Annotated in this window: 18 protein-coding genes and 5 pseudogenes; 7 read left to right on the forward strand and 16 right to left on the reverse strand. The window is 39.6% G+C overall.

Features of this window, described 5'->3' with window-relative positions:
• The 5 genes and pseudogenes from JCM1039_RS00005 to JCM1039_RS00030 all read right to left on the reverse strand — a co-directional run.
• Window positions 1-1,094: YSIRK-type signal peptide-containing protein (locus JCM1039_RS00005; RefSeq protein ID WP_155831073.1), on the reverse strand; the 1,094-nt coding region annotated here is incomplete at its 3' end.
• 246 nt (window positions 1,095-1,340) lie between these two features.
• The gene (locus JCM1039_RS00010) at window positions 1,341-2,222 is read right to left on the reverse strand and encodes a C40 family peptidase (RefSeq protein ID WP_025014126.1); all 882 of its coding nucleotides are present in this window, start codon (window positions 2,220-2,222) and stop codon (window positions 1,341-1,343) included.
• Window positions 2,223-2,394: 172 nt separating this feature from the next.
• A pseudogene (locus tag JCM1039_RS09990) lies at window positions 2,395-3,179 on the reverse strand (C40 family peptidase).
• A gap of 268 nt (window positions 3,180-3,447) precedes the next feature.
• Window positions 3,448-4,002 (reverse strand): C40 family peptidase, encoded by a 555-nt coding sequence (locus JCM1039_RS00025; RefSeq protein WP_025014127.1) that lies wholly within the window; start codon window positions 4,000-4,002, stop codon window positions 3,448-3,450.
• Window positions 4,003-4,184: 182 nt separating this feature from the next.
• Complete coding sequence (locus tag JCM1039_RS00030) at window positions 4,185-4,733, reverse strand: guanylate kinase (RefSeq protein WP_025014128.1); 549 nt, start codon at window positions 4,731-4,733, stop codon at window positions 4,185-4,187.
• Between the two features lie 96 nt (window positions 4,734-4,829).
• Here JCM1039_RS00030 and JCM1039_RS00035 point away from each other — a divergent pair, with 96 nt between their 5' ends.
• Together JCM1039_RS00035 and JCM1039_RS00040 are read left to right on the forward strand one after the other, a co-directional pair.
• A complete protein-coding gene (locus JCM1039_RS00035; protein ID WP_025014129.1) occupies window positions 4,830-5,144 on the forward strand; it encodes a DUF2187 family protein in 315 nt (104 codons plus the stop codon).
• 90 nt (window positions 5,145-5,234) lie between these two features.
• A complete protein-coding gene (locus JCM1039_RS00040) occupies window positions 5,235-6,740 on the forward strand; it encodes an O-antigen ligase family protein (RefSeq protein ID WP_025014130.1) in 1,506 nt (501 codons plus the stop codon).
• Between the two features lie 45 nt (window positions 6,741-6,785).
• Here JCM1039_RS00040 and JCM1039_RS09995 read toward each other — a convergent pair.
• Window positions 6,786-7,405: pseudogene (locus JCM1039_RS09995) on the reverse strand (LVIS_2131 family protein).
• Between the two features lie 125 nt (window positions 7,406-7,530).
• Between JCM1039_RS09995 and nrdI the strand changes: the two are divergent.
• Together nrdI and JCM1039_RS00055 are read left to right on the forward strand one after the other, a co-directional pair.
• On the forward strand, window positions 7,531-7,977 hold the full coding sequence (nrdI, locus tag JCM1039_RS00050) for a class Ib ribonucleoside-diphosphate reductase assembly flavoprotein NrdI (protein WP_025014131.1): 447 nt from the start codon (window positions 7,531-7,533) through the stop codon (window positions 7,975-7,977).
• Window positions 7,978-7,979: 2 nt separating this feature from the next.
• Window positions 7,980-8,912 (forward strand): ribonucleotide-diphosphate reductase subunit beta, encoded by a 933-nt coding sequence (locus tag JCM1039_RS00055; protein WP_025014132.1) that lies wholly within the window; start codon window positions 7,980-7,982, stop codon window positions 8,910-8,912.
• A 36-nt stretch (window positions 8,913-8,948) separates the two neighbouring features.
• Here JCM1039_RS00055 and JCM1039_RS00060 read toward each other — a convergent pair whose 3' ends face one another.
• Entirely contained in the window at window positions 8,949-9,506 is a 558-nt protein-coding gene (locus tag JCM1039_RS00060; RefSeq protein ID WP_025014133.1) for a hypothetical protein, read from the reverse strand.
• Window positions 9,507-9,605: 99 nt separating this feature from the next.
• Here JCM1039_RS00060 and JCM1039_RS10000 point away from each other — a divergent pair.
• Window positions 9,606-10,318, forward strand: a pseudogene (locus tag JCM1039_RS10000) (C39 family peptidase).
• Between the two features lie 195 nt (window positions 10,319-10,513).
• Here JCM1039_RS10000 and JCM1039_RS00070 read toward each other — a convergent pair.
• The 4 genes and pseudogenes from JCM1039_RS00070 to JCM1039_RS00085 form a co-directional block, all read right to left on the reverse strand.
• Complete coding sequence (locus JCM1039_RS00070; RefSeq protein ID WP_025014134.1) at window positions 10,514-10,999, reverse strand: threonine/serine exporter family protein; 486 nt, start codon at window positions 10,997-10,999, stop codon at window positions 10,514-10,516.
• A gap of 2 nt (window positions 11,000-11,001) precedes the next feature.
• Window positions 11,002-11,771, reverse strand: a pseudogene (locus JCM1039_RS10005) (threonine/serine exporter family protein).
• Between the two features lie 10 nt (window positions 11,772-11,781).
• Window positions 11,782-13,321 (reverse strand): annotated as a pseudogene (locus JCM1039_RS10010) (ABC-F family ATP-binding cassette domain-containing protein).
• 8 nt (window positions 13,322-13,329) lie between these two features.
• A complete protein-coding gene (locus JCM1039_RS00085; protein ID WP_025014135.1) occupies window positions 13,330-13,704 on the reverse strand; it encodes a hypothetical protein in 375 nt (124 codons plus the stop codon).
• Between the two features lie 131 nt (window positions 13,705-13,835).
• Here JCM1039_RS00085 and JCM1039_RS00090 point away from each other — a divergent pair, with 131 nt between their 5' ends.
• On the forward strand, window positions 13,836-14,414 hold the full coding sequence (locus JCM1039_RS00090) for a GNAT family N-acetyltransferase (protein ID WP_025014136.1): 579 nt from the start codon (window positions 13,836-13,838) through the stop codon (window positions 14,412-14,414).
• On the opposite strand, the gene JCM1039_RS00095 is transcribed toward JCM1039_RS00090, so the two are convergent.
• Window positions 14,389-15,078 (reverse strand): DUF554 domain-containing protein, encoded by a 690-nt coding sequence (locus tag JCM1039_RS00095; protein WP_025014137.1) that lies wholly within the window; start codon window positions 15,076-15,078, stop codon window positions 14,389-14,391. The genes JCM1039_RS00090 and JCM1039_RS00095 overlap by 26 nt on opposite strands.
• A gap of 66 nt (window positions 15,079-15,144) precedes the next feature.
• Complete coding sequence (locus tag JCM1039_RS00100; protein WP_025014138.1) at window positions 15,145-16,377, reverse strand: LCP family protein; 1,233 nt, start codon at window positions 16,375-16,377, stop codon at window positions 15,145-15,147.
• Window positions 16,378-16,537: 160 nt separating this feature from the next.
• On the opposite strand from JCM1039_RS00100, the gene pepF reads away from it, so the two are divergent.
• The gene (gene pepF / locus JCM1039_RS00105; protein WP_025014139.1) at window positions 16,538-18,334 is read left to right on the forward strand and encodes an oligoendopeptidase F; all 1,797 of its coding nucleotides are present in this window, start codon (window positions 16,538-16,540) and stop codon (window positions 18,332-18,334) included.
• A gap of 53 nt (window positions 18,335-18,387) precedes the next feature.
• Here the strand turns inward: pepF and JCM1039_RS00110 are convergent, their stop codons facing one another.
• The 3 genes from JCM1039_RS00110 to JCM1039_RS00120 all read right to left on the reverse strand — a co-directional run bounded on the left by JCM1039_RS00110 (window position 18,388) and on the right by JCM1039_RS00120 (window position 21,301).
• Window positions 18,388-18,720: an ATP-binding protein gene (locus tag JCM1039_RS00110; protein ID WP_025014140.1), complete on the reverse strand. Its 333-nt coding sequence runs from the start codon at window positions 18,718-18,720 to the stop codon at window positions 18,388-18,390.
• 165 nt (window positions 18,721-18,885) lie between these two features.
• Window positions 18,886-19,686: a CPBP family glutamic-type intramembrane protease gene (locus tag JCM1039_RS00115; protein WP_025014141.1), complete on the reverse strand. Its 801-nt coding sequence runs from the start codon at window positions 19,684-19,686 to the stop codon at window positions 18,886-18,888.
• Between the two features lie 100 nt (window positions 19,687-19,786).
• Complete coding sequence (locus JCM1039_RS00120; RefSeq protein ID WP_025014142.1) at window positions 19,787-21,301, reverse strand: L-lactate permease; 1,515 nt, start codon at window positions 21,299-21,301, stop codon at window positions 19,787-19,789.
• Window positions 21,302-21,627: the final 326 nt, after the last annotated feature.

The raw sequence follows: 21,627 nt of genomic DNA on the forward strand, positions 1-21,627 counted from the left end.
TCTATCTTTCCACCAACATAAGCAAACATATAGCTTGTATCAGTTACGTTGCTTAAATCACAGCCCCTGAAGTTTACACTCTGTAGATCGTGGCTTCCCGAGAACAAATTATTCATATTAGTTACGCCACTAGTATCAACATGGCTCAAATCTACATGCTGTAAATGAGTTGTGTAGCCACTAAATGCATGATTCCAATCGCCCTTAGCATAGACCTTATTCTTTTCACCTTGATCATCAACTGTGATGTTAACTGCACCATTGCTAGTGATGGATTTCATTAAATCCTTAGTGATATAAACCTTGTCATCACTTGAAATTCTGCCGGCATTAATAAAGTCCTGGGTGTTTGGAATGTAGATATTTTTATTATCGCCGTGGTAGTTGTCCAAAGTGTACTCATGAGTTGTGTTATTGAGACTGCCATTCCAATCGTCAACGTTGAATTGACTCTCACTTTCTGCAGGAAGAGCAATGAGTGCTTGAATCTTTGCTTGAAGTTGAACAGTCTTTTTCACCTTTTCTGCAGCTATATCTGTAGCAGCTTGTGTATTTTCTGTAGCCTTTTTATCAACAACTAAACTTTGAGTTTGATCTGACTTTTGCTCATCCTTATCTGAAGTAGTGTCAGGAGTTTTTACTTCTGAAGTTTGCTCCTTTTGCTTCTCTTGAACTTGAGTATCAGAAGGTTTTACTTCATTAGTTTTATCAGCTATCTCAGCCTTTTGACTTTCTGTAGTTGCCTTAACATCAGCTTCAGTTATAGGCTTTACTAGTTGAGCACTTTCTTTAGTATTATTAGCTTGTGAATCAGTTGCTACTTCTGTCTTTTGAGCAGTGGCAGCATCTTTTTGTGCGTCATTATTTTGTTGTGTAGAATCTGTAGTAGTTTCCTTAGAAACTTGTTCTACTGCAGGTTGAGTATTTGTTACCTCGTCAGCGTGTACCGCTTGGCCGCCGAATCCCATGAAGCTGATTCCGATCAATACTGAAGCGGCACCAATGGTCAACTTACGAATTGAGAAGTGATCCCTCTGATTATCCATTTGTCTAAGTTTTTCGTTGAAGTTGTTCTTAGATAGCATCTTACTCATCCTCCTTATTACTGTCCTACCTCTATTGTAGATGCTTTATTTTATAAAATCAAAAGTTATTTATTAAGCAATTGCTTATATTAGCGCCTTTTAAAGCAATTTAAAATTTGCAAAAATTGTTATTTTTTAGCATAAAAAACGATAACTGATTTAGCAGTTATCATCCAATTCTTAGAATCATAAGCAATTATTAATAAATTTATGCAATAACAAAAGCCATCCTTTAACTAGGATGGCTTTACATTTCTATAAAATTCTCTTAGCAATCGTAGGAGTATAATAACTCGACATATTTTGCAAAATCGTACCTTGATCTGGCGTTGCGGAATTAACATATTGATTATTGCCAATATAAATCGCAACGTGATATGGAACCGTTTCAGAACCCCAGAAGACCAAGTCGCCCGCTTGCAATTGGTCGAGAGGAACAGTTTGACCGACCTTAACTTGATCGTAGGTCGTACGTGGCAAGTTAATTCCGGCCGCATGTTGATAAACGTACTGTACTAAACCAGAGCAGTCAAACTTATCTGGTCCGGTAGCACCCCAGACGTAAGGCTTACCAACTTGCTCCTTAGCGAGCGCAACAACAGCTGCAGCTCTACTTGAAGCTTGAACTGATGAAATCTTATTATCAGTTTTCTTCTTAGCTATGGTCTTTTTAACCGTTTCATTAACGATTTGGTTAGCCTTTTTGACTTTGTCTGCCTTAGTAGTCTTTTTCTTTTGCGTAGCCTGCTTAACTTTATTAGCTAAGTTAACAACTGCCGACTTTTTCTTGGTAGTTTTAGCCGCAGTCTTAACTGGCGTTTCTTCATTAACGTCAACAGTGTAACGCGCTTCAATCCATTCACGCGTACCAACTTTGTACCACAAGCTACCCTTGCTATCGACCGCGGTCTCAGCCACATTCCAAACGGAACCGTCTTTTGCACGATAGCCCATGAACTTACCATTTTCATAATTTGTCCAAATATTCAGACTCTTGCCCGGCAAGTAACTAATTTTGACACGTTTAACAGCAGTAAAATTGGCTGCTCGAACGGTTTTCAGTGATGTAATCGCAGAAACGCCTGTAACAGATAGTGCCGCAGCCGCTCCCAACTTAAACAATTTATGTTTCGACATAATTCAATCCCCTTGGTAGCGAAAACTATCCCACTTTTACTACTTGATAACGTCTTCATTATCACATGTGTAATTAAAAATCGCAAACGTAACTATTCAAATAGTCTTATAAACGCAAAAAAAGCGAACCACAAATTGTGTGATTCGCTTAATTCTTATATTCAATTTTCGATTAGTTCAAAATACGCTTAGCTGCACTTGGATAGAAGTAGCTGCTCAAGCTTTGCTTGATAACGCCTTGACCTGGAGTTGCAGCGTGGATGTATTGATTGTTACCAATATAAATACCTACGTGGTATGGAGCACTTACTGAGCCCCAGAAAAGTAAGTCACCTGGTTGCAAGTTCTTCATTGAAACTGAAGTACCTTGCTTAACTTGGTCGTAAGTAGTTCTACCGATGTTCACACCAGCAGCCTTTGAGTAAACGTATGAAGTAAGACCTGAACAGTCAAAACCGTTGGCACCGGTACCGCCCCATACGTAGTTCTTACCAAGTTGTGCTTCAGCTAAAGTAACAATAGCTGATGCATCCCCAGTTGCTTGAACTGACTTCTTAGCCTTCTTTGGCTTAGCAGCAGTTGCAGTTGTTTGAATTGTAACTGCCTTAGTAGTAGTCATCTTAGTTGCTACTGAGTTACCTTCTGGAGTGGTGTATTGAGCATGATCCATTGGTTTTCACCAACTTGGTACCAAACACGACCCTTCTTGTCGGTCTTTTGATCAAGGACATTCCAGGTGGTGCCGTGTTGTGCACGTTGACCTGTGAAGTGACCACGGTTGTAGTTGTCCCAGATGTTTACACCGTAACCTGGAACGTAGTTGATCTTTACTTTAGTAGTAGCAGCTTGAACTTTAGCAGTAGTTGAATCTGGCTTAACAGCACTTACTGTAGCTACACCGGTCAGAGTTAAAGCAGCAGCTGCAGTAACTTTTACAAAATTGCTCTTAATATTCATCAAATGCTCCTATATATGTCTGTTAGTTTTAATCAAGTTGTCAGATTTTTTAAATTTGGTAACGAAAATGCGTTTTTTCGGAAAATCTTTAAACTTATTTAATGTATTTACAACGTCCATGATAATATCCTCATGTTACAGAACCGTTACAAAAGTAATACTAACTTAATAAAAAAGCGCTTTCGTAAATTTGACTAAAAAAAGAGCTGGATTTTTTATCCAACTCTTTTCTTGAATAGATTTTTGAGAAATATAATTTTATTTGGTTTTAGTCGATAACACGCTTAGCTGATGAAGGCATGAATGAACCCAAAGTTTGGATCCTAACGTTTTGACCAGGAGCTGGAGCGTGAACGTACTTACCATTACCAATGTAGATAGCTACGTGTGAGTTACCCCAGAATAACAAGTCACCCTTCTTAAGCTTCTTAGTTGAAAGTGCTACTGACTTACCTAAAGTGATTTGACCGTAGGTAGTTCTTGGCAAAGTCTTGTTAATTGCGTTCTTGAAAACGTAGGTAGTTAAACCTGAGCAATCGAAACCTGAAGGACCAGTTGCACCCCAGATGTAAGGCTTACCAACTTGCTTCTTAGCAAGCTTAACAACTGCATTACGCTTTTGGTCAGCTGCTGAAGTCTTCTTAACTGAAGAATCTGCTGGAGTAGTTGTTTCGATATCAGAAGTAGAATTGTCAGTATCTACAGTAGTAGTGTTAATGTCGTCAGCGTGAACAGTTGCTGCAGGAACATTAACAGTTGCAAGACCTGTAAAGAAAATTGATAAAGCTGCTGTGTATTTAACCAAAGTACGTTTAAAACTCAAAATTTATTTCTCCTTAAAAATCATTTTTTATTCTTAGTTTTTAAATTCTTTTATTTAGTGATCTCTCGGATCAGCTGACGTTTTATATAATAACGTTCGAATGTTACATGAATGTTTCAAAAAAACTACCATCGCGTTAAGAAACATTGCAGAATAAGAAATAATCTGTAAAAAAGGAGCAGCTAATCTTCCTGAAGCCTTGATACGATTGAGTTTAGCGTGCTTTTCGTTTTGTTAAGATCATCGTTAACAATTACATGAGCGTACTGCTTTAAATCAGCTGGTAATAGGTTTAATTCGCTCCCGCTGAGGCGTTCCCTGATTTTTTCAGGATCGTCGCCACGCTTGAGCAAACGTTCTTTCAGCTCATCTTTGGTTGTAGTTGTGACATATAAGAAATAAACTTTGTCACCTAATTGTTTAATGTAAGAATACACGCCTTGAATATCGACAATTAATGACACAAGGTCGTGTTTTTCCCAAGCGAGGTTTAATGCTTCACGACTTGAACCGTATTGATATGAACCATATTTTACATGTTCAAAGAAGTGTAATTTCTTAAATGAATCATCTGTTTCAAAGTGATATGACACATTCTGCTTTTCACCTGAACGCATTGGCCGCGTAGTGTGCGTTAACACGCGCGGAATGTCATATTTTTCATTTAAATAATCGGAAATGGTCGTCTTGCCAGCACCACTTGGTCCCGCAATTAAAATTATTTTTTTCAAAAGAATATCCCCCACTTGAAAATGTTGCTTTTATATATTAACATTCTACTGTCAAAAAAGACTAAGACTTTTCATTTGGAAAGGAAAATATAAATAATGAAAAAAGCAGACGTAAAAGTTGGCGCAATCGTTGGCGCTAAGTCAGAAGAAGAACTTAAGAAGCCATTCCAAGGCAAAGTTGAAAAAATTTACGAAAATTCTGCACTCTTAGCTATCACTTCATACGATCCCATTGACGCAACTTCAGTCAGCGACTTGAACAACAAGATCGTAGTCAACTTCAAAAACTTAAAGGCTGCTCGTGCTGCCAAGAACAGCAAGATTGCTTCAACTAACGAAGTTAAGGTAGAAAAGATTGCCAAGAAGGACGATGAGAAGGACGACGAGAAGTCTTCTAAAGACAAGAAATAATTCAAATTTGTAAAATAAGCCACGTACTTGTTTACGTGGTTTATTTTTTTGCCTAAAATTAAAAAGAAATTTAATTTACAAGGAGAAAAAATGAAAGAAAAAACAAGAACCGTCCTTTTTTGGTTCATTCTGATTCAACCATTTTTGGACTTGTACTGGTTCTATAACGGCAAACTGGCTGACGTCTTGCCATTCACTTTGCCAACAATTATTAGAATCCTGGCTGTTTTTGTCATCTTCTGCATGTTTTTTAGTCAAAAACAAAACTGGCAAAAACTGGGAAAAGAAAAATGGTTGATCGTTTATCTAGCATTATTAATCGTCTACTCGGTTTTGCACTTGACTCACGTGCGCCACTTCAACAGCGTGAACCCTAACGATTACAATTACTCAACTGTCAGCGAAATCTTCTATCTAATTAGAATGGTTTTGCCATTATTGGTGATCTTCTTTACTAGAGAGCTTGAATTCACCAGAGAGCAGTTTAGACACATAATCGAGGGCATCAGCGGACTTTTCTCATTCACGATTGTCATTAGCAACCTCTTCGTAATCTCGCTGAGAAGTTATGAGACCGGCTTCATCAGTGCTAATATCTTCGAGTGGTTCGTTAACCCCAACATCGGCTATTCACACATGGCTTCCAAAGGTTTCTTCAACTTCGCCAACATGGTTTCAGCTGTGCTCTTCATGTTAGTGCCACTCATGCTCTACTTCATGTTCAGCCACTTTAATTGGAAGACTGTGACATTAAACGTGGTGCAAGCTTTAGCCATGATCGAACTTGGTACAAAAGTTGCACTAATTGGTTTGATCGGCGGGATTGGCGCAGGCATTTTGCTCTACGTTTTCCATTTATTTATCGTTAAAGACGTTAAGAAAAATTGGAAGGCAATTATCGTAGCTCTGGCCATTGAAGTGGGAACGCTAGCAATCATCCCCTTTGGCCCAGCCATTCAACGTTACAACTACGAAAAATACTTGGCTCAACAATCCGACAACAGTTTGACCCAAGATAAAGAAGAATTGGCTGAAGGTCTTAAGAAGTATCCTAGTGGTCAAAAGCGCAAGGAATTTTTGACCAACTTCATTGGCGAGCACTATCAAGATTATGCTTTAAACAAAAAGTTTGTCACCAAGAGCTATCCATATAAATACGATCCAGAATTCTGGCTCAAGATCATGAACGAACCAGGCACTTCACGGATGCAAAACCGCCACGTCGAAAAGGCGATGCTGGATCAGGTGATTAAAACCAACAATAATAAGCTCGACAAGGTATTCGGCATTTCTTACACCAGAGAAACCAATATCTTCAATCTAGAGCGTGATTTTACCAGTCAGGTCTATTCCCTTGGTTGGGTCGGCATGCTACTGTTTATCGGTCCTTACGTCGTGATCATGCTCTATGCTTTGATCAAGTGGCTAATGAATAAACAACTGCAGACATACCTCATTAGTTCGATGCTTTTGTCCATTGCCTTCATGCTCTTGGCGGCATTTCTTTCAGGCAACGTGATGGACTTCTTAACCGCCAGCTTTATCTTGGCCTTTGTCGAAGGCGGGATGCTCGGTGAGATTAAAAAAGAAGACTAAAAAAATAAACTAGATCAGCAACTAACTGATCTAGTTTTTTTTTGCCTATTTTTGCTTAATAAAGCTCTGATCTGGTACACGGATCAAGTAGTAGCGCGTAGCTAAATGCCTGCGTGCATCCCTATCCCGTTTTGCCAGTTTTTCTTATAAAATGCCGTATAAATAGCAACATAAGCACGTTGGTATTCCTTATCCATCTTCGTCAGATCCTTCTTAACGTAAGGGATCTTCTCGGCATCCACATCAAGTGCAGTGTTGCCGTATGCAATTGAAGCATAGTCACTTGATGCCGTAATCTTGCTTCCTGCACGATAGAAAGTATATGTCTGTGAACCGTTCTTTCTCTTATCAGAGTTGATGGTTACGTAGCTTGAATTGCCCGAACCAGTTCTCATAATCAATGGTTCATACTTAATGGTTGAAGTAATGCGGTTAGCATCCTCCAAATCCGGATTGTCCATAAAAGTCTGATTGAACATCCAGCCAGCTGTCACTAGCAATACAACAACTTCAACTACGTTAATTAAAAAGTTTGGCCAAGTAAAGCGTTTATGCTGTTTGATAATCATCTTGATCCGCCGTTGACGGATATTCTGGACGATAAAAACTAAATAAAGAATAATTGCGACCCAAATCAAGATCCCAATAATGTTCCAACTAAACATTGCGTCGTCCTCCTTGCTTTTAATTATAGGTGAATTTATTAAAAATTTGAATAGCAGATATATTGAATACTTTGCTTACAGGTGAGATGATATTCATAAGTACATTAGATTTATTAGGTAAAAATATGGTAGCAATTGCATTTTATTCAATAACCGGGCAAACGAAACGTTTTATTGATAAAACGGGATTAGATGCCCATCAAATCAGCGATGCCAGTCCTAAGTACGATATGGGAGAGCATTACATACTTGTTGTTCCCGCATATCAGGACTTCATGATGGATTCTGTCGTTAATTTTTTAACATATAAAGACAATAAAAAGAACATTATAGGAATTATTGGTTGTGGCAACCGTAACTTCAACGACCTTTTCGCTCAAACCGCTAAGAAGATCGCAGCAACTTTGAACGTGCCAATACTGTATCTACTAGAATTCAGTGGTACCGACGAAGATGTGAGAAATGTACGCAAGATTGTTCATGATCTTTCTTCGGGTCAGAGCACCAAGAAGGTACAAAAGCCTAAAGAATTACATGGAAATATCAGCTTTTTGAGTAATTATAGAGACTAAGCATGAAAAAATATTATAAAGCAATCAACTGGAACGATATGGAGGATCGGGTTGATCGGTCCGCATGGGCGCGGCTCAATGATATCATTTGGGAACCGCAGCATGTTCCAGTAAGAGAAGATAAAAAAGAATTTTTACAATTGGATAAGCCGGTGCAAGAGGCTGTGCTTCATGCGTTTGGAGCGCTGTCATTTTCATCCGGCTTACAAATGAGAAACGGGATTGATCAGTTAAAGCCTGACGCTATTACGCCGGAAGAAGTAGCTGTGCTGAATGCATTGCAATATTTGGAATCAATTGCTAACAAGGGTTACAGCTATGTACTGTACGAATTAAGCGACGCTGAAGAAGTTAAGAAGACTTTAGCGTGGGCTGACAACAATCCTTATTTGCAAAAGAAGATTCACCTGTTGAATGAGATTTACCAAAGTGGGGATGCTCTTCAAAAGAAGGCAGCAAACGTTATTTTGGAGACGGCCCTTTACCACAGCGGCTTTTATGCTCCGCTTTATTTATTCGGTGAGGGTAAGATGATCAGAACCGCTGAAATCTTGAAGTTGGCTTTACGTGGTACATCATTTAGTGGCATCTACCCTGGCTATAAGTTCCGTTTAGGCTATGCCAAGTTAGGCAAGCAGGAACAAAAAGATCTGAGAAAATGGATCGACGATTTATACAGCAAGCTAGTAGCCAACGAAGAAAAACACATCGAGCTGACGTACAAAGGTACCGGTTGGGCAGACGACGTTAAGCACTATCTCTACTACAGCGTCAACAAGGCCTACCTCAACTTAGGTTTTTCTGCTCGTTATCCAGATACTGCCAACACAATCAATCCAGTTATTGAAAAGGGTGTAATTAAGAGTGCAGTCTTTGAAGACTTCTTCTTCTACACCAACAACCATTCGCTAACTAAATTTAAAGAGATCAAATAAAAAAATGCCCAGGAATTAATTTTCCTGGGTCTTTCTCTACTTCTTTTTAGTTGTAGTTTTCTTTTTGGTAGTCGTCTTTTTCTTAGTAGTAGACTTGGTAGTCTTAGCTTTAGTTTCGGTCTTCTTTTCCGACTTCTTGTATTCGCGGACTACCTTGATCTTTTCGATAATGGCATCAACAAGTTTATCAACTACGGCTGAACTATCCTTTTCAATTTCTTCTTCAGTGGTCAATTGGTCGATTCTGAAGTGAGAAGCATTGACGTATTCTGAACGAGTTTCAAAGTAAACATTCAAGTCATATTCTTGCCCTTCTTCAAAGAAGTTGGCAATCTTCTTGTAGTTGGCATAAGGCAAATTGATGATGTTAGTCTCAAGTGCAAAGGTAACGGGACGTTGACCAGTTACTGCAAGTTGCGTTTGCACTAATGAATCATGCTTAAATGCGGCTACAACTTCCTTGACCATCTTTTCGGCATAAGGCTTGATTTTACTTTTGGATTTACTGATGTCGGCGTATTTTACTGTTTCAAGATCTTGAATGTAATCTTGAGTTTCAATTTTATCGTTTAAATCTTTTAAATTAATCTTCAAAATAAACTATCCTTTTTTGTTAGTCTTACTAACAACATACTACAAAAAAATTTTTTGTCATCTTTTTAATGGATTTTGCTAGAATGTGGATTATAGATTATGCATAAGAAAAAATTCAATCTCAAAAACCTATTTTGGATTATTCCAACAGCAATAATTCTTATTATAGGTTCTATTTATCTTTTTAACAAAAATAAAATTGACAATGAAGTCGACTGGATGACCATGAAGCAGGAACAGAAGCTGGACGTTCCACTGGAGAACCAGATGCCGGATTTACCTAATGGCTGCGAGGTCACTAGTTTGTCCATGCTCATGAATTACTATGGCATCAAGGTTAATAAAAATGAGCTGGCCGAAAATATCCAGCACGTCGATTTCTTCACTGATGGTGGTAAATATCGCGGTAATCCTAACCAGGCTTTGTCGGTCATATGTCGATCGCCAACGCCGGCTGGTGCGTTTATAACGGCCCGCTTTATAACGTTGCGCGTAAATATACTACGCACATCGAAAACATCACAGGAAGCGATTTTTTGAGCCTGCTCAAGCTGGTTTCAATCGGCCACCCTGTGTTGATCATCACCACGACCACTTTTAACCGAGTTAATGATATGCAAACGTGGGATACCAATACGGGCAAAGTAAACGTTACACCATCTTCGCACGCTTGCGTGATTACCGGCTATAGTAAGCCGAAAAAAGTTGTCTACGTGAACAACCCTTATGGCTATAAGAATCAGCCTGTTAATTGGAAGAACTTGCAAGCTAGCTACAACCAGCAAGGAAGGCAAGCTTTATATATTAGATAATACAAAAAGGACCAAGCAAAAGCTTGGTCCTTTTTACTCAAGGCACATGCATAAGCATATGTGGGCATTTAAACTGTTCACATCAGTGTGCCCAACATCGACGCTTCCCGCGTCTGCCACTTAAGGCGGATGTCCTCTATCTCATAAATATACGCATCTCGCGTTCATTAATCGACTCGTCAATTGGAAAGTATACTACCTTTTCTTTTTTATGTACAGTTGCCACTTCTTAAAACGACGATATTTTAATTTATAAAAGGCTTCAATACACATTGTTGAAAGTAAAAAGCCAATACCAATTGCGCCTGTGACGATGGCTACCCGCAAGATCAATTCTTGACCATGGCGATAGTCGCCTACTACGAAAGCACGAACTGCTTGATAAGCAGGCATCCCCGGCACCAACGGCACCAATGCTGGAATGTTAAACACCGTTACTGGGCATTTTTTAATCCGGGCCAAATACAAACTCAAGATACCGATCAAAAATGCTCCGAGTAAATTCGACACCATTCTGCCCATTCCTGCACGAAAACAGAACCAGTAAGTCATCCAGCCCACTACTCCGCTAATACCTGAAAAGTTCAAAGCGCGGTGTGGTACGTTGATCGTTAAGGCAAAGCCCACAGAGGCCAAATAAGAAAAGACGACATTAATTACTATTTCTAACCAAAATGGCATTTTTAAGCCCCCACAAACTTAAGCACTAAACCGACACCGCCGCCAAGGGCCAAGGCACTCAGCGATGCTTCAAACATTCTCACGATGCCTGAAAGCAGATCGCCCATAAAGAGGTCACGCAAGGCATTAGTTAAAGCTAGGCCCGGCACCAAGGTCATCAAAGCCCCGATCAAAATGTTGTCGATGATCATTTCGTGATCGAGATAATTCAGTCCGAGCGCAAGAAGGCCCATGACCATTGCGGCAATTAATTCCGACAAAAAGCGGACTTTAGTGTATTTTTTAAACTCGCAGTAAGCCCAAAAGCCGACCGCACCAACCAAGGCTGCCCCTGGAAAGTCAATCCAGTCATAGTCATCCATAAAGAGTACCATCAAGGTCGCACTAAGAACCGCAGCTCCTACAACCTGCATCCACATAGGGAAAGACGGCGCATTGGCTACCTGAATGATCTGTTGGCGCAATTCCGGCAGATCTATTTTTTTCGCCGCAAATTTACGCGATAAATTATTAACCCGGTCCACCAATTCCAAATTGATATTACGATCGCGAATCTGCTTCATCTGCGATAAATCGCCACCATCAAGGCTCATGAACACACAGGTCGGCGTCGCAAAAACACGCGGATCATCAACCCCGCATTTTTGGCAATTCTCATCATCGTGTCTTCGACACGGTACATTTCGCTTCCGCCTTCAATCATGAGTCGGCCAGCTGTTAGACAGATGTCTAATACTTCTTGATAAAATTGAGTATCCTTTTTGTCGGACATAGTCTTATCCTCAATTCATTTTTTCAATATCGATTGTTTTATCTACAATCACCGCGGAAAAAGTCGCGTTCGTGGCTAACAATAATTACGCCACCTGGGAAGTTGACGATAGCTTTGCGGAGTGCGTCCTTGGTGTCATTATCCAAGTGGTTGGTAGGTTCATCAAGGAAGAGCAAGTTGGCTGGCTCAAATTGCATCTTAGCCAATTTTACTTTTTCTTGTTCCCCACCAGAGAGTTCCTTCAATGGACTCATGGCTTGTTGCGCAGTAAGACCCATTCTAGCTAAAGCTTGACGCAATTCTTTTTGCTTTTTGCGTTCGAATTCTTCTTGCAAGTATTGAAGTGGCGTCATGTTGTTGTTTGGCCAGGTCAAATCCTGCTTGAAGTAAGCAAGTTTAGCTGTCACGGATAATTCGTATGAACCATAGATTGGCTTTAATTGACCCAAGAGAGTCTTAAGCAAAGTAGTCTTACCGATTCCGTTAAAACCAGTGATGGCTACTTTTTCATCCCCACCAACTGAGAAGTTGAAGGCTGATTTAACCAAAGCATGATCATAACCAATAACCAAATCTTGCGTTTGGAGCAGCAAATTAGAAGCCGTAGCCACATATGGGAATTCGAATTTAGCACGACGGTTGTTCTTAGGCGGCGTCAAGACGTCCATTCTAGCCAATTGCTTTTCACGAGACTTGGCACTCTTTGCACGCGTACCTGCTTTGTTTTTACGGATGTAAGCTTCGGTCTTAGCAATCTTACGTTGCTGATTGGCGTAAGCTTTAAGGTAGGTCTCACGATTAGCTGCCTTTTGACGTAGAGCCTGCTTCAAAGTACCTGTATAACGCGTAATCGTACCGAAGTCGATGTCGATAATGCAGTTAGTGATTCGCCCTAAAAAGTCGTAGTCGTGGCTAACAACGATGAAGGCACCTGAGAAATTGTTCAAGTAGTCAACCAGCCAATCAATGTGAGATACATCAAGGTAGTTGGTCGGTTCGTCTAGTACCAAAACATCTGGACTTTGAAGCAATAGTTTTGCCAAAATAATCTTGGAACGTTGACCACCTGACAATTTTGAAACATCGTGGTCATAGCCAAGTTCAGCTAAACCTAGACCTGCCGCAACTTGTTCGATTTCGGTATCAATGTCATAGAAATTATTTTCTTCAAGGTAGGTCTGAACTTTACCAGCCTTTTCAAGCAAAGCATCATCGCCATTTTCGGCATACTTAGTATAAAGTTCGTTCAATTCCTTTTCTTTTTTGTACAGGTCATCAAAGGCCGTACGCAAAAAGCCGCGGATGGTGACGCCCGGTGCTAATTTTGCATACTGGTCCAAGTAACCTACGTCTACTTTGTTTTGCCACTTAACTTGGCCATCATCAGGGATGATCTCGCCAGTTAAAATCTTGATCAAAGTAGATTTACCTACTCCGTTTTGACCAGTAACTCCCATGTGGTCTTCTTTATTTAGAACAAAGTTGGCATCTTCATATAAAGTTTTGTCGATAAAACTTTGACTTAAGTCTTTTACAGTTAATAAACTCATTTTCCCTCTTATTCCTCAGCTGATTTGTGTTCTTTTTCATACTTTTGCAAAGCATCAAGAACTCTTGGCCAGTATCTCTTAGGCAAGATCAATTGCAAACGATCGTGATAAATTGGGAAGTCGCTTGCCTTCATCCCCGTAATCTTAGCTAATTCCTGGTCAGTCAGCTTATATTTGTAAACTATTCTCTTAATTTCGACTGATGCATGTCCTCTAAAGTAAGACAGGCCGAAGAAAAAAATTGCAAAAATTCCGGCAACAATAATTGCAAGTTGCAGATTTAATTTAAAGGTCCGCAAACAAATAAAAACGACGGCGATAAAAGAAATGAGTGCGGAAATTATCCCGTAGATGACTGGAAAGATACTTTCTTTTTTCTGCATAATTTTTCCCTTCTTATATTGAGACATTGTGTAACTGCTATGAACTTATCAAAAATTAGTAGGCTTTGCAACCGTTGGGCGCTTCAGTATAATTTTTGTAACATTATTATTTTAACCGGAAAGATGAAACTATGACTAAAGAAAAAAAACATTACTATTTTTCACTGATTCACTTTGATATTGATGATTTAAAAATCAGCCTCGCTATGCCGCAGGCTTGGCAGGCAGTTGATCTTTATCAGGCAATCGCAGATGACCGAGCAAGCATTGGCAAGTGGCTGCCTTGGGCCTACCAAATGAAGTCTCCATCTGACGAGGCTACTTTTATAAAAAAGATCCAAGAAAATATGATTAATCAACGCATGATCGTCTTAACGATTTTGGTCAACGGTCACCCTGCTGGCATGATCGATTTGCATAATTTAGTCAAAAATAAAAAAGGCGAGATTGGCTACTGGCTCTCCAGTAAGTTCCAAGGCCGCGGCATTGTTACACGCAGCGTTATGGAACTATGCCAATACGCTTTTCACGAGTTAAATTTGCAGTATGTGGATTTGATTGTTGCCGTACAAAACGGCTCAAGCAGCCGCGTTGCTGAACACGCTGATTTCAAGTTGATAGGCGTCCGACCTAAGCTGATTCATGGTAGTGACGATGGTCAGATTTTTAGAAAAATAAATCCGACTAGAACCAGCCAGTCAGATCTTTAATTATAAAAAAGATAATCGGAACAAGTAGCGATGGCAAAAAGTTCAACGTTTTGACGTCGCGAATTTTTAATAGTGCAAGACCTGAACACGCAATTAGAAAACCACCTACGATAGAAAGTTCCGCCACAAGTGGACCTGTAAAAAAGTTAGCTGATAGGAATTTAGCAACGAGATAAATGCTGCCCTGCCAGCAGAAAAGTACCGGTGCAACCAGCAGCATCCCCCAACCGAAGCTAGCACCGAAGACCATCGACGTTACGAAGTCCATCATAGCGTTGGTGTAAAGCATGGTGTAATCGCCTTTGACTGCCGCCATAACGGGGCCAACGATCGATAAAGCGCCGATACAGCACAGTAAAATCTCGGTAGCTAGACCTTTGCCTAGGTTAGACTTACCAACCCTGTCGACTAAACGATCAAAATGTCCAGCGATATCGAGTGCAGTACCAGCAATGCCACCTAGCGCTAGACTGACAATGAACAAAACAGGATAGTGGCTTTTTGGCATATTGTTGGTGACATTCTCCCAGCCGATACCAAGTGCCGCAAGTCCCATCGCAATGAATAAAACGTCTTCGAAACGCTTATTTATCCCTTTCTTGAGCAGGCAGCCAATGGCCGTACCGACTAGTAATGCACATGTATTTACGATTGTTCCTATCATCTTTTTTCACTCCCTATTTTTATTTTAGCGCAAAAAACAGCATCCCTTGGGGATGCTGTTAATTTTTTACCAGTGAAATTTCCACGTACTGCTACTTGAACTCGACGAACTTGATGACGATGAACTATTACTATTTTCACCATAGCCAGAGTTTGAATTAGTTGCCGATTTATTTTCATTTCGATCATAAATCCGGTAATTAGTAAACGCCACCGGATCGTCCCATTTGATGTCGTTATTTTGTTCATTTAGTTCATTTTGACGTGTTTCTTCATTGTTTAACGTTTGAGTTTCCAAGCCTAGATTTCTTCTAAGCTTGTTAGAAGTCTTTTGCAATTCTTCAGTTGAAGCTACTTGAATTGCGGCACCATCGATCCAGGCATCATGGCCTTGAATGTAGCCACTCTTCATGTTATCCATGCAGCCGCGGTAGTTCAGCGCTAAGCTAAGCATATCGTTGAACGACAAGTTGGTTTTGACATATTTATTAAAGATATCCACCAACTTACGGTAGTTACTAATGGTGTTCACTGACATCGCCTTGTGGGCAATCGCTGTGATTACCTGACGTTGACGAAGTTGTCTACCGTAGTCACCACGTGGGTCCTCTTTTCTCATTCGAACATAAGCTACGGCGTGACGGCCGTTCAAGTGTTGCTTACCCTTATGGAAGTCGCACCAGTCGTATGAGAAGTCAAATGGCACGTTAACATCAACACCACCAACCGCATTAACTAAGCTGCGCAGCGCCTTCATGTTAACTTCAACATAATAATCAATTGGCACATTCAACATACTCTTAACGGTCTTGACACTGGCCGCACTACCACCGATTTCATAGGCCGAATTCACCCTAAACATAAAGTACTTATTGCCTGGGTCTCCTTCAATATCGGTCAAGGTATCACGTGGGATTGAGGTCATTGTAGCTGTGTTCTTTTGCGGGTTAGCCGTTGCCAAAATCAAAGTATCGGAATTTCCTCGGTCATGACGACCTTCGATCCCTTGGTCAACCCCTAACACTAAAACTGAAATTGGTTGTTTATTTACAATCTTGGCTGAGTTAGCGATTGGGCCGTCACCCTTGCCATCAATTGCACTATGAATCGTAAAATACATATGCGCTGCCCAGGCTACACCCAAGCAGACTGCTACTAAAGCAACTAATCCTATGAATCGAGCAAACATATTACCCGGTTTATATGAAGAGCTATCTGCTGCAATAGCATGGTTGCGGTGAAGGTTAAGTGCAGTAGTCTTACTGCGGTAATCTTCCCGGCGTTTGGAATTTGGATCCATTCTTTTTATCGTTTCCCTTCAAAATTAATACAAGTTCATTTGTATCACTTTTAATCTCTAGATAAAATAAAAATATCGATAATTAATAATAACTTATTTTTTGTGTTCAGTTGTACAACAAGTTAATATGTAAACAAATTGAAACAACGGAGGAAGAAATATGGCAATTCCAACAAGAAACGAAGTCCCAGATGATTTGAAATGGGACTTAACCAGAATCTTTAAGACAGATGAAGACTGGGAAGCAGCTTTTGATAAAGCAAAAGACGACGTTGAAAAGCTTGGTGCTTTGAAAGATAGTTTGACTAAGTCTGGTAAAGACTTGTACGAAGGTTTAACCAAGATCTTGGCAGTTAAGCGCGATGTCGAAAATATCTACGTTTACGCTACAATGTCCAGCGACGTCGATACTTCTAATTCTCACTATTTGGGCTACGTTAGCCGTGTACAAACTTTGGCTAACCAATTTGAGGCTGTTACTAGTTTCATCAGTCCTGAAATTTTGAGTATCCCTGCAGACAAATTTGAGCAATTTAAGAAGGACGAACCTCGTTTAAAGAATTATGCTCACTACCTTGAAACGATCACTAACAAGCGTCCCCACACTTTGCCAGCCGAAGAAGAAAAGATCATTGCTGACGCTAGCGACGCAATGGGCGTTTCAGAGAACACCTTCAACGTTTTGACCAACTCCGACATGGAATACGGCTACGTTCAAGACGACGAAGGCAATATGGAACAATTGTCAGACGGTTTGTATTCACTTTTGATCCAATCACAAAACCGTGACGTGAGAAAAGGCGCTTTTGACACGCTTTACGCTACTTATGGTCAATTCCAAAACTCACTTGCTTCTACCCTTTCCGGCGTTGTAAAGAAGCACAACTATAACGCTAAGGTGCACAAGTATGACTCAGCACGTGAAGCCGCATTGTCTGAAAACAACGTACCTACCAAGGTTTACGACACTTTGATCCAAGAAGTTGATTCTCACCTTGATTTACTCCACCGTTATGTTGCGCTACGTAAGAAGATTTTAGGCTTGAAGGATTTGCAAATGTGGGACATGTATGTCCCACTAACTGGTAAGCCTGCTCTTTCTTACAACTTCGAAGAAGCAAAGAAAGTAGCCAAGAAGGCACTCGCTCCACTTGGTGAAGACTACTTAAAGCACGTCGATTACATTTTTAACAACCGCGTCATCGACGTTGTGGAATCAAAGAACAAGGTAACTGGTGCCTACTCTGGTGGTGCTTACGACACTGATCCATATGAACTTTTGAACTGGGAAGACAACGTTGATTCTTTATACACTTTGGTGCACGAAACTGGTCACTCAGTTCACTCTTGGTACACTCGTAACACCCAACCTTACGTTTATGGTGACTACCCAATTTTCGTAGCTGAGATTGCTTCAACTACTAATGAAAATATTTTGACTGAATACTTCTTGGACCACATCACTGATCCTAAGACGCGTGCATTCATATTGAACTACTACCTTGATTCATTTAAGGGTACCTTGTTCCGTCAAACTCAATTCGCAGTGTTCGAGCAATTTATTCACGAAGCTGACGCTAAGGGTGAACCACTTACCGCTGATACTTTGGACGACGTTTATGGTCAACTTAACCAACACTACTACGGTGACAGCGTTGAACCAGGCGGCGACATTGCACTTGAATGGTCACGTATTCCACACTTCTACTACAACTTCTACGTTTACCAATATGCGACTGGTTTTGCGGCTGCGACTGCACTTGCTAACAAGGTTGTTCATGGTACTGACGCTGATAGGGATGCATACCTTGGCTTCCTTAAGGCTGGCTCAAGTGATTATCCAACAGAGATCATGAAGCATGCTGGTGTTGATATGACTAAGCCTGACTACTTAGAAGACGCCTTTAAGACTTTTGAAAAGCGTTTGAATGAATTTGAAAGCTTGATTGAAAAATAAATATTAATAGCAAAAAAGATGATATGTTTCACGTGAAACTATCATCTTTTTATTTATTCTTCTAATAACCAATCGATCAAATATTTTACAGCTATACCATCAACCGTTTCTTCATCAAACTGTGGTAATGATAATACTGTCTTTTGATATCCATCAGGAATATAGCGTAAATTATCAGTTTCACGCGTACTCCCTTCTGGTAAATGTTCTGTTACCTGATAATACTTAATTTCATTACCTTTGCGGGCAACAAAATTGATCTCCTTACCAGAATAATCGCCTACGTCAACATTGTAGCCTCTGCGAAGAAGTTCAATAAAGACAATGTTCTCAATCTGATGACCTAAATTATCACGATAATTTGATCCTAATGTCTGATTTTTCAAAAGAATCTATTCAACGTGCAAAAGATGAAGTAAAGTTACAAAAATTAATATCAAATATACCCGTATAAAAATTAGATACACCTCAAAAAATAGAGAAATGGTTAAAAGAAGATTACTAAAAAGACTCTTTGGAAATGCCTACAGCATTAACAAAGAGCCTTTTATTTATTTTTTATTCAATTGACGATTAAACAGATAAATACAAATCATCATAAAAATACTTACTGGAATATACACTGCTGAAACAAAAGCAATGTTTGAATTTCCCGTATTTGAGCTTGCCACCTGAGGAGAACAATCCTGCAAGAAGTGCACAATTATACCGAATATTATTCCATTTGAAAGAATACGTAAATAGCTGAGTATAAAGCCAAGTGCCATTGCAAAAATTATTTGTCCAATTGTGGAAGCGAGTGGCTGATGGAATAAATTAATCAAATGAAACAATCCAAATAGCACTGAACAAATTACTGATGTCCAAAAAATGTTGTATTTATTCTTACGCAAAGCCACTGCAAAAATGTTGAACAAAATGCCTCTAAACAAGAATTCTTCACAAATTGCAGCAGATAAGGCAATCAATGCAATAGATACAATTTTATGTCCTGGTAATTTGAAAACCATGCTATCGGTGAAGATATTCATTACTACCATTAATCCCAGAAGCACAAAGTAAACGGCAGTCAGAACTTTAACTGCCCTATGTGTTTTTACTCGTTTATCAAATACCTTAGTTGTGAGTCCAAAATGTAATGCAGCCATTGTAAAAACAATTAAGTAAATAGCTACAAATACATCCTTCAGTACTCTATTTCCAATAAGATATTTGGTCACAAATGGATAAGCTTGATAGCAGATTTGCAAAATAATTTCGAGCCAGATCATTTTAACTAAAGCAGTTTTAGTCTGTTTTTGATCATTAAAATCAATTTGATCGGCCAAGGCTAAATAGTTGTCGTTTTTCATATCTTCTCTCTTTTTGTTTTTTTCTCCAATTAAATCCAAATCATTGTATCAAAAAAGAATCTGCATCATAGCAGATCCTTCATTTTTTATTTCTCTAACTTTAAATCATACCTGTCAGTAATCCCGTAATGTACAAGAACACACAGCAGACTACCAAGTACAAACTGCCCCATTTGACAGTTTCCTTCAAGATTTCACCTTCATCACCTTCGCGGTGAATTGCACCGGTCGCTACCGCAATGTTCTGTGGTGAAAGCATCCCTGCTGTCGCACCAGTCATGTTTGAAGCAACAACCCAGTACTTATTTACGCCCAAGTCAGTCGCTGCCGATAGTTGCAAGTTACCAAACAATACGTTGGCAGAAGTTGCAGAACCAGTAAGGAATGTTCCAAGAGCACCAATAAGTGGCGCAAACAATGGGTAAACTGGGCCAAGCAAGCTAACCAAAGCTACAGCTAAAGCATCAGTCATACCAGCGTAAACCATCACCTTGGCAAGACCAACAATCGCACAAACCGTAACTGTGGTCATGCCCACGGTCTTGATTGATTTACCTAAGATTTGCATCATACGCTTGAAGCTGACACCTTGAATCGTACCACCAATAAGAGTGGCGATTAAAATCAATGTACCTGGGGATGAAAGCCAGCTAATTGAAAGAGTGTTAGGATTCTTACCAGTGTAAACAACCAAGTTTGTAGTTACCTTGTTCAATAAGTTGTTAACTGGTGGAACAAGTGAAGATGTCAAAATTACGAAGATAAAGATCAAAATAAAAGTAGAACATGCTTTAAGCAATGTCTTATTATCAGGTCTTTCAACCTCTGGTTCTTTTTCATCTTTATGCCATTTAGTCAGCCAAATAGTTACCGCGGTAGAGCAGATTGAACCAGCGATTGCAGGAAGTTCCGCACCAACGAATCTAGCCGCAATTACCTGGGGAATAGCCATACCTAATCCTGACATCAAGGTAATAAAACCAACACCTTTAATTGCTTTTAATCCGCCACCAGTCAAAATTACTAAGATAAATGGCGCAAGTACTACCAAGATGCATAACTGCAATGAAACAAGGAATGACAAGGATACTTGATTCAAATTAGTTACTTCACCCAATGTTAAAATTGGCAAACCAATTGCACCGTAGGCAGTTGCTGTCGTGTTCGCAATCAAACTGATTACAGAAGCTTGAATTGGCTCTAATCCAAATGAAATTAAAATCCCTGCGGAAATTGCAACAGCAGTACCAAAGCCAGCGATTGATTCCAAGAAGCCACCAAAGCCCCAAGCAATAATTAAAACGATGATTCGTTTATCCGTAGAAATTGTGGCCAGCATGTCCTGAATAGTCTTCATACCACCCGATTCAGTAGTCACGTTGTACGCAAATAGCGCTGCAACAATTACGAACATGATCGGCCAAATACCCATGATAATACCTTCTAGGGCCGCCGTTAGCGTATTCGGTACAGACAATTTAAAGCTGAAAATTGCCAATAAAATAGTTAAAACAAGTCCAACTATACAAGCACGAGCTGCAGGCATACGCATTACGCCCAGTGAGATGATCAGCCAGATAATTGGAATCAATGCCATTGCAAATTTAATCCACATCTTATATCTCCATCAAAAAAATACCCTAATACTATATTTAATCATTTTTGAGCAAAAAACAAAAATTTGAAACTCAATTTAACGAATTATTGCAATTTATAAAAGTTTTGCTTGCAAGTTTGGCCTACAAACTATATAACATTTAATGGAAAGTAAAATTTCTCACATCATTTTTAAAGACTGCTCCTCGGAATGGGGCAGTTTTTTCTATGCATTTTCATAGACTTTCTGTATGCCTAATTTTAAAATATAGATAATTGATAGAAAAAAATCACTTTTCTTGATCTATGTCAATTCTTTTAGTCAAAATTGCTCTTATACTATAG

The organism is Lactobacillus kitasatonis DSM 16761 = JCM 1039 (assembly GCF_000615285.1).
Classification (GTDB): Bacteria; Bacillota; Bacilli; order Lactobacillales; family Lactobacillaceae; genus Lactobacillus; species Lactobacillus kitasatonis.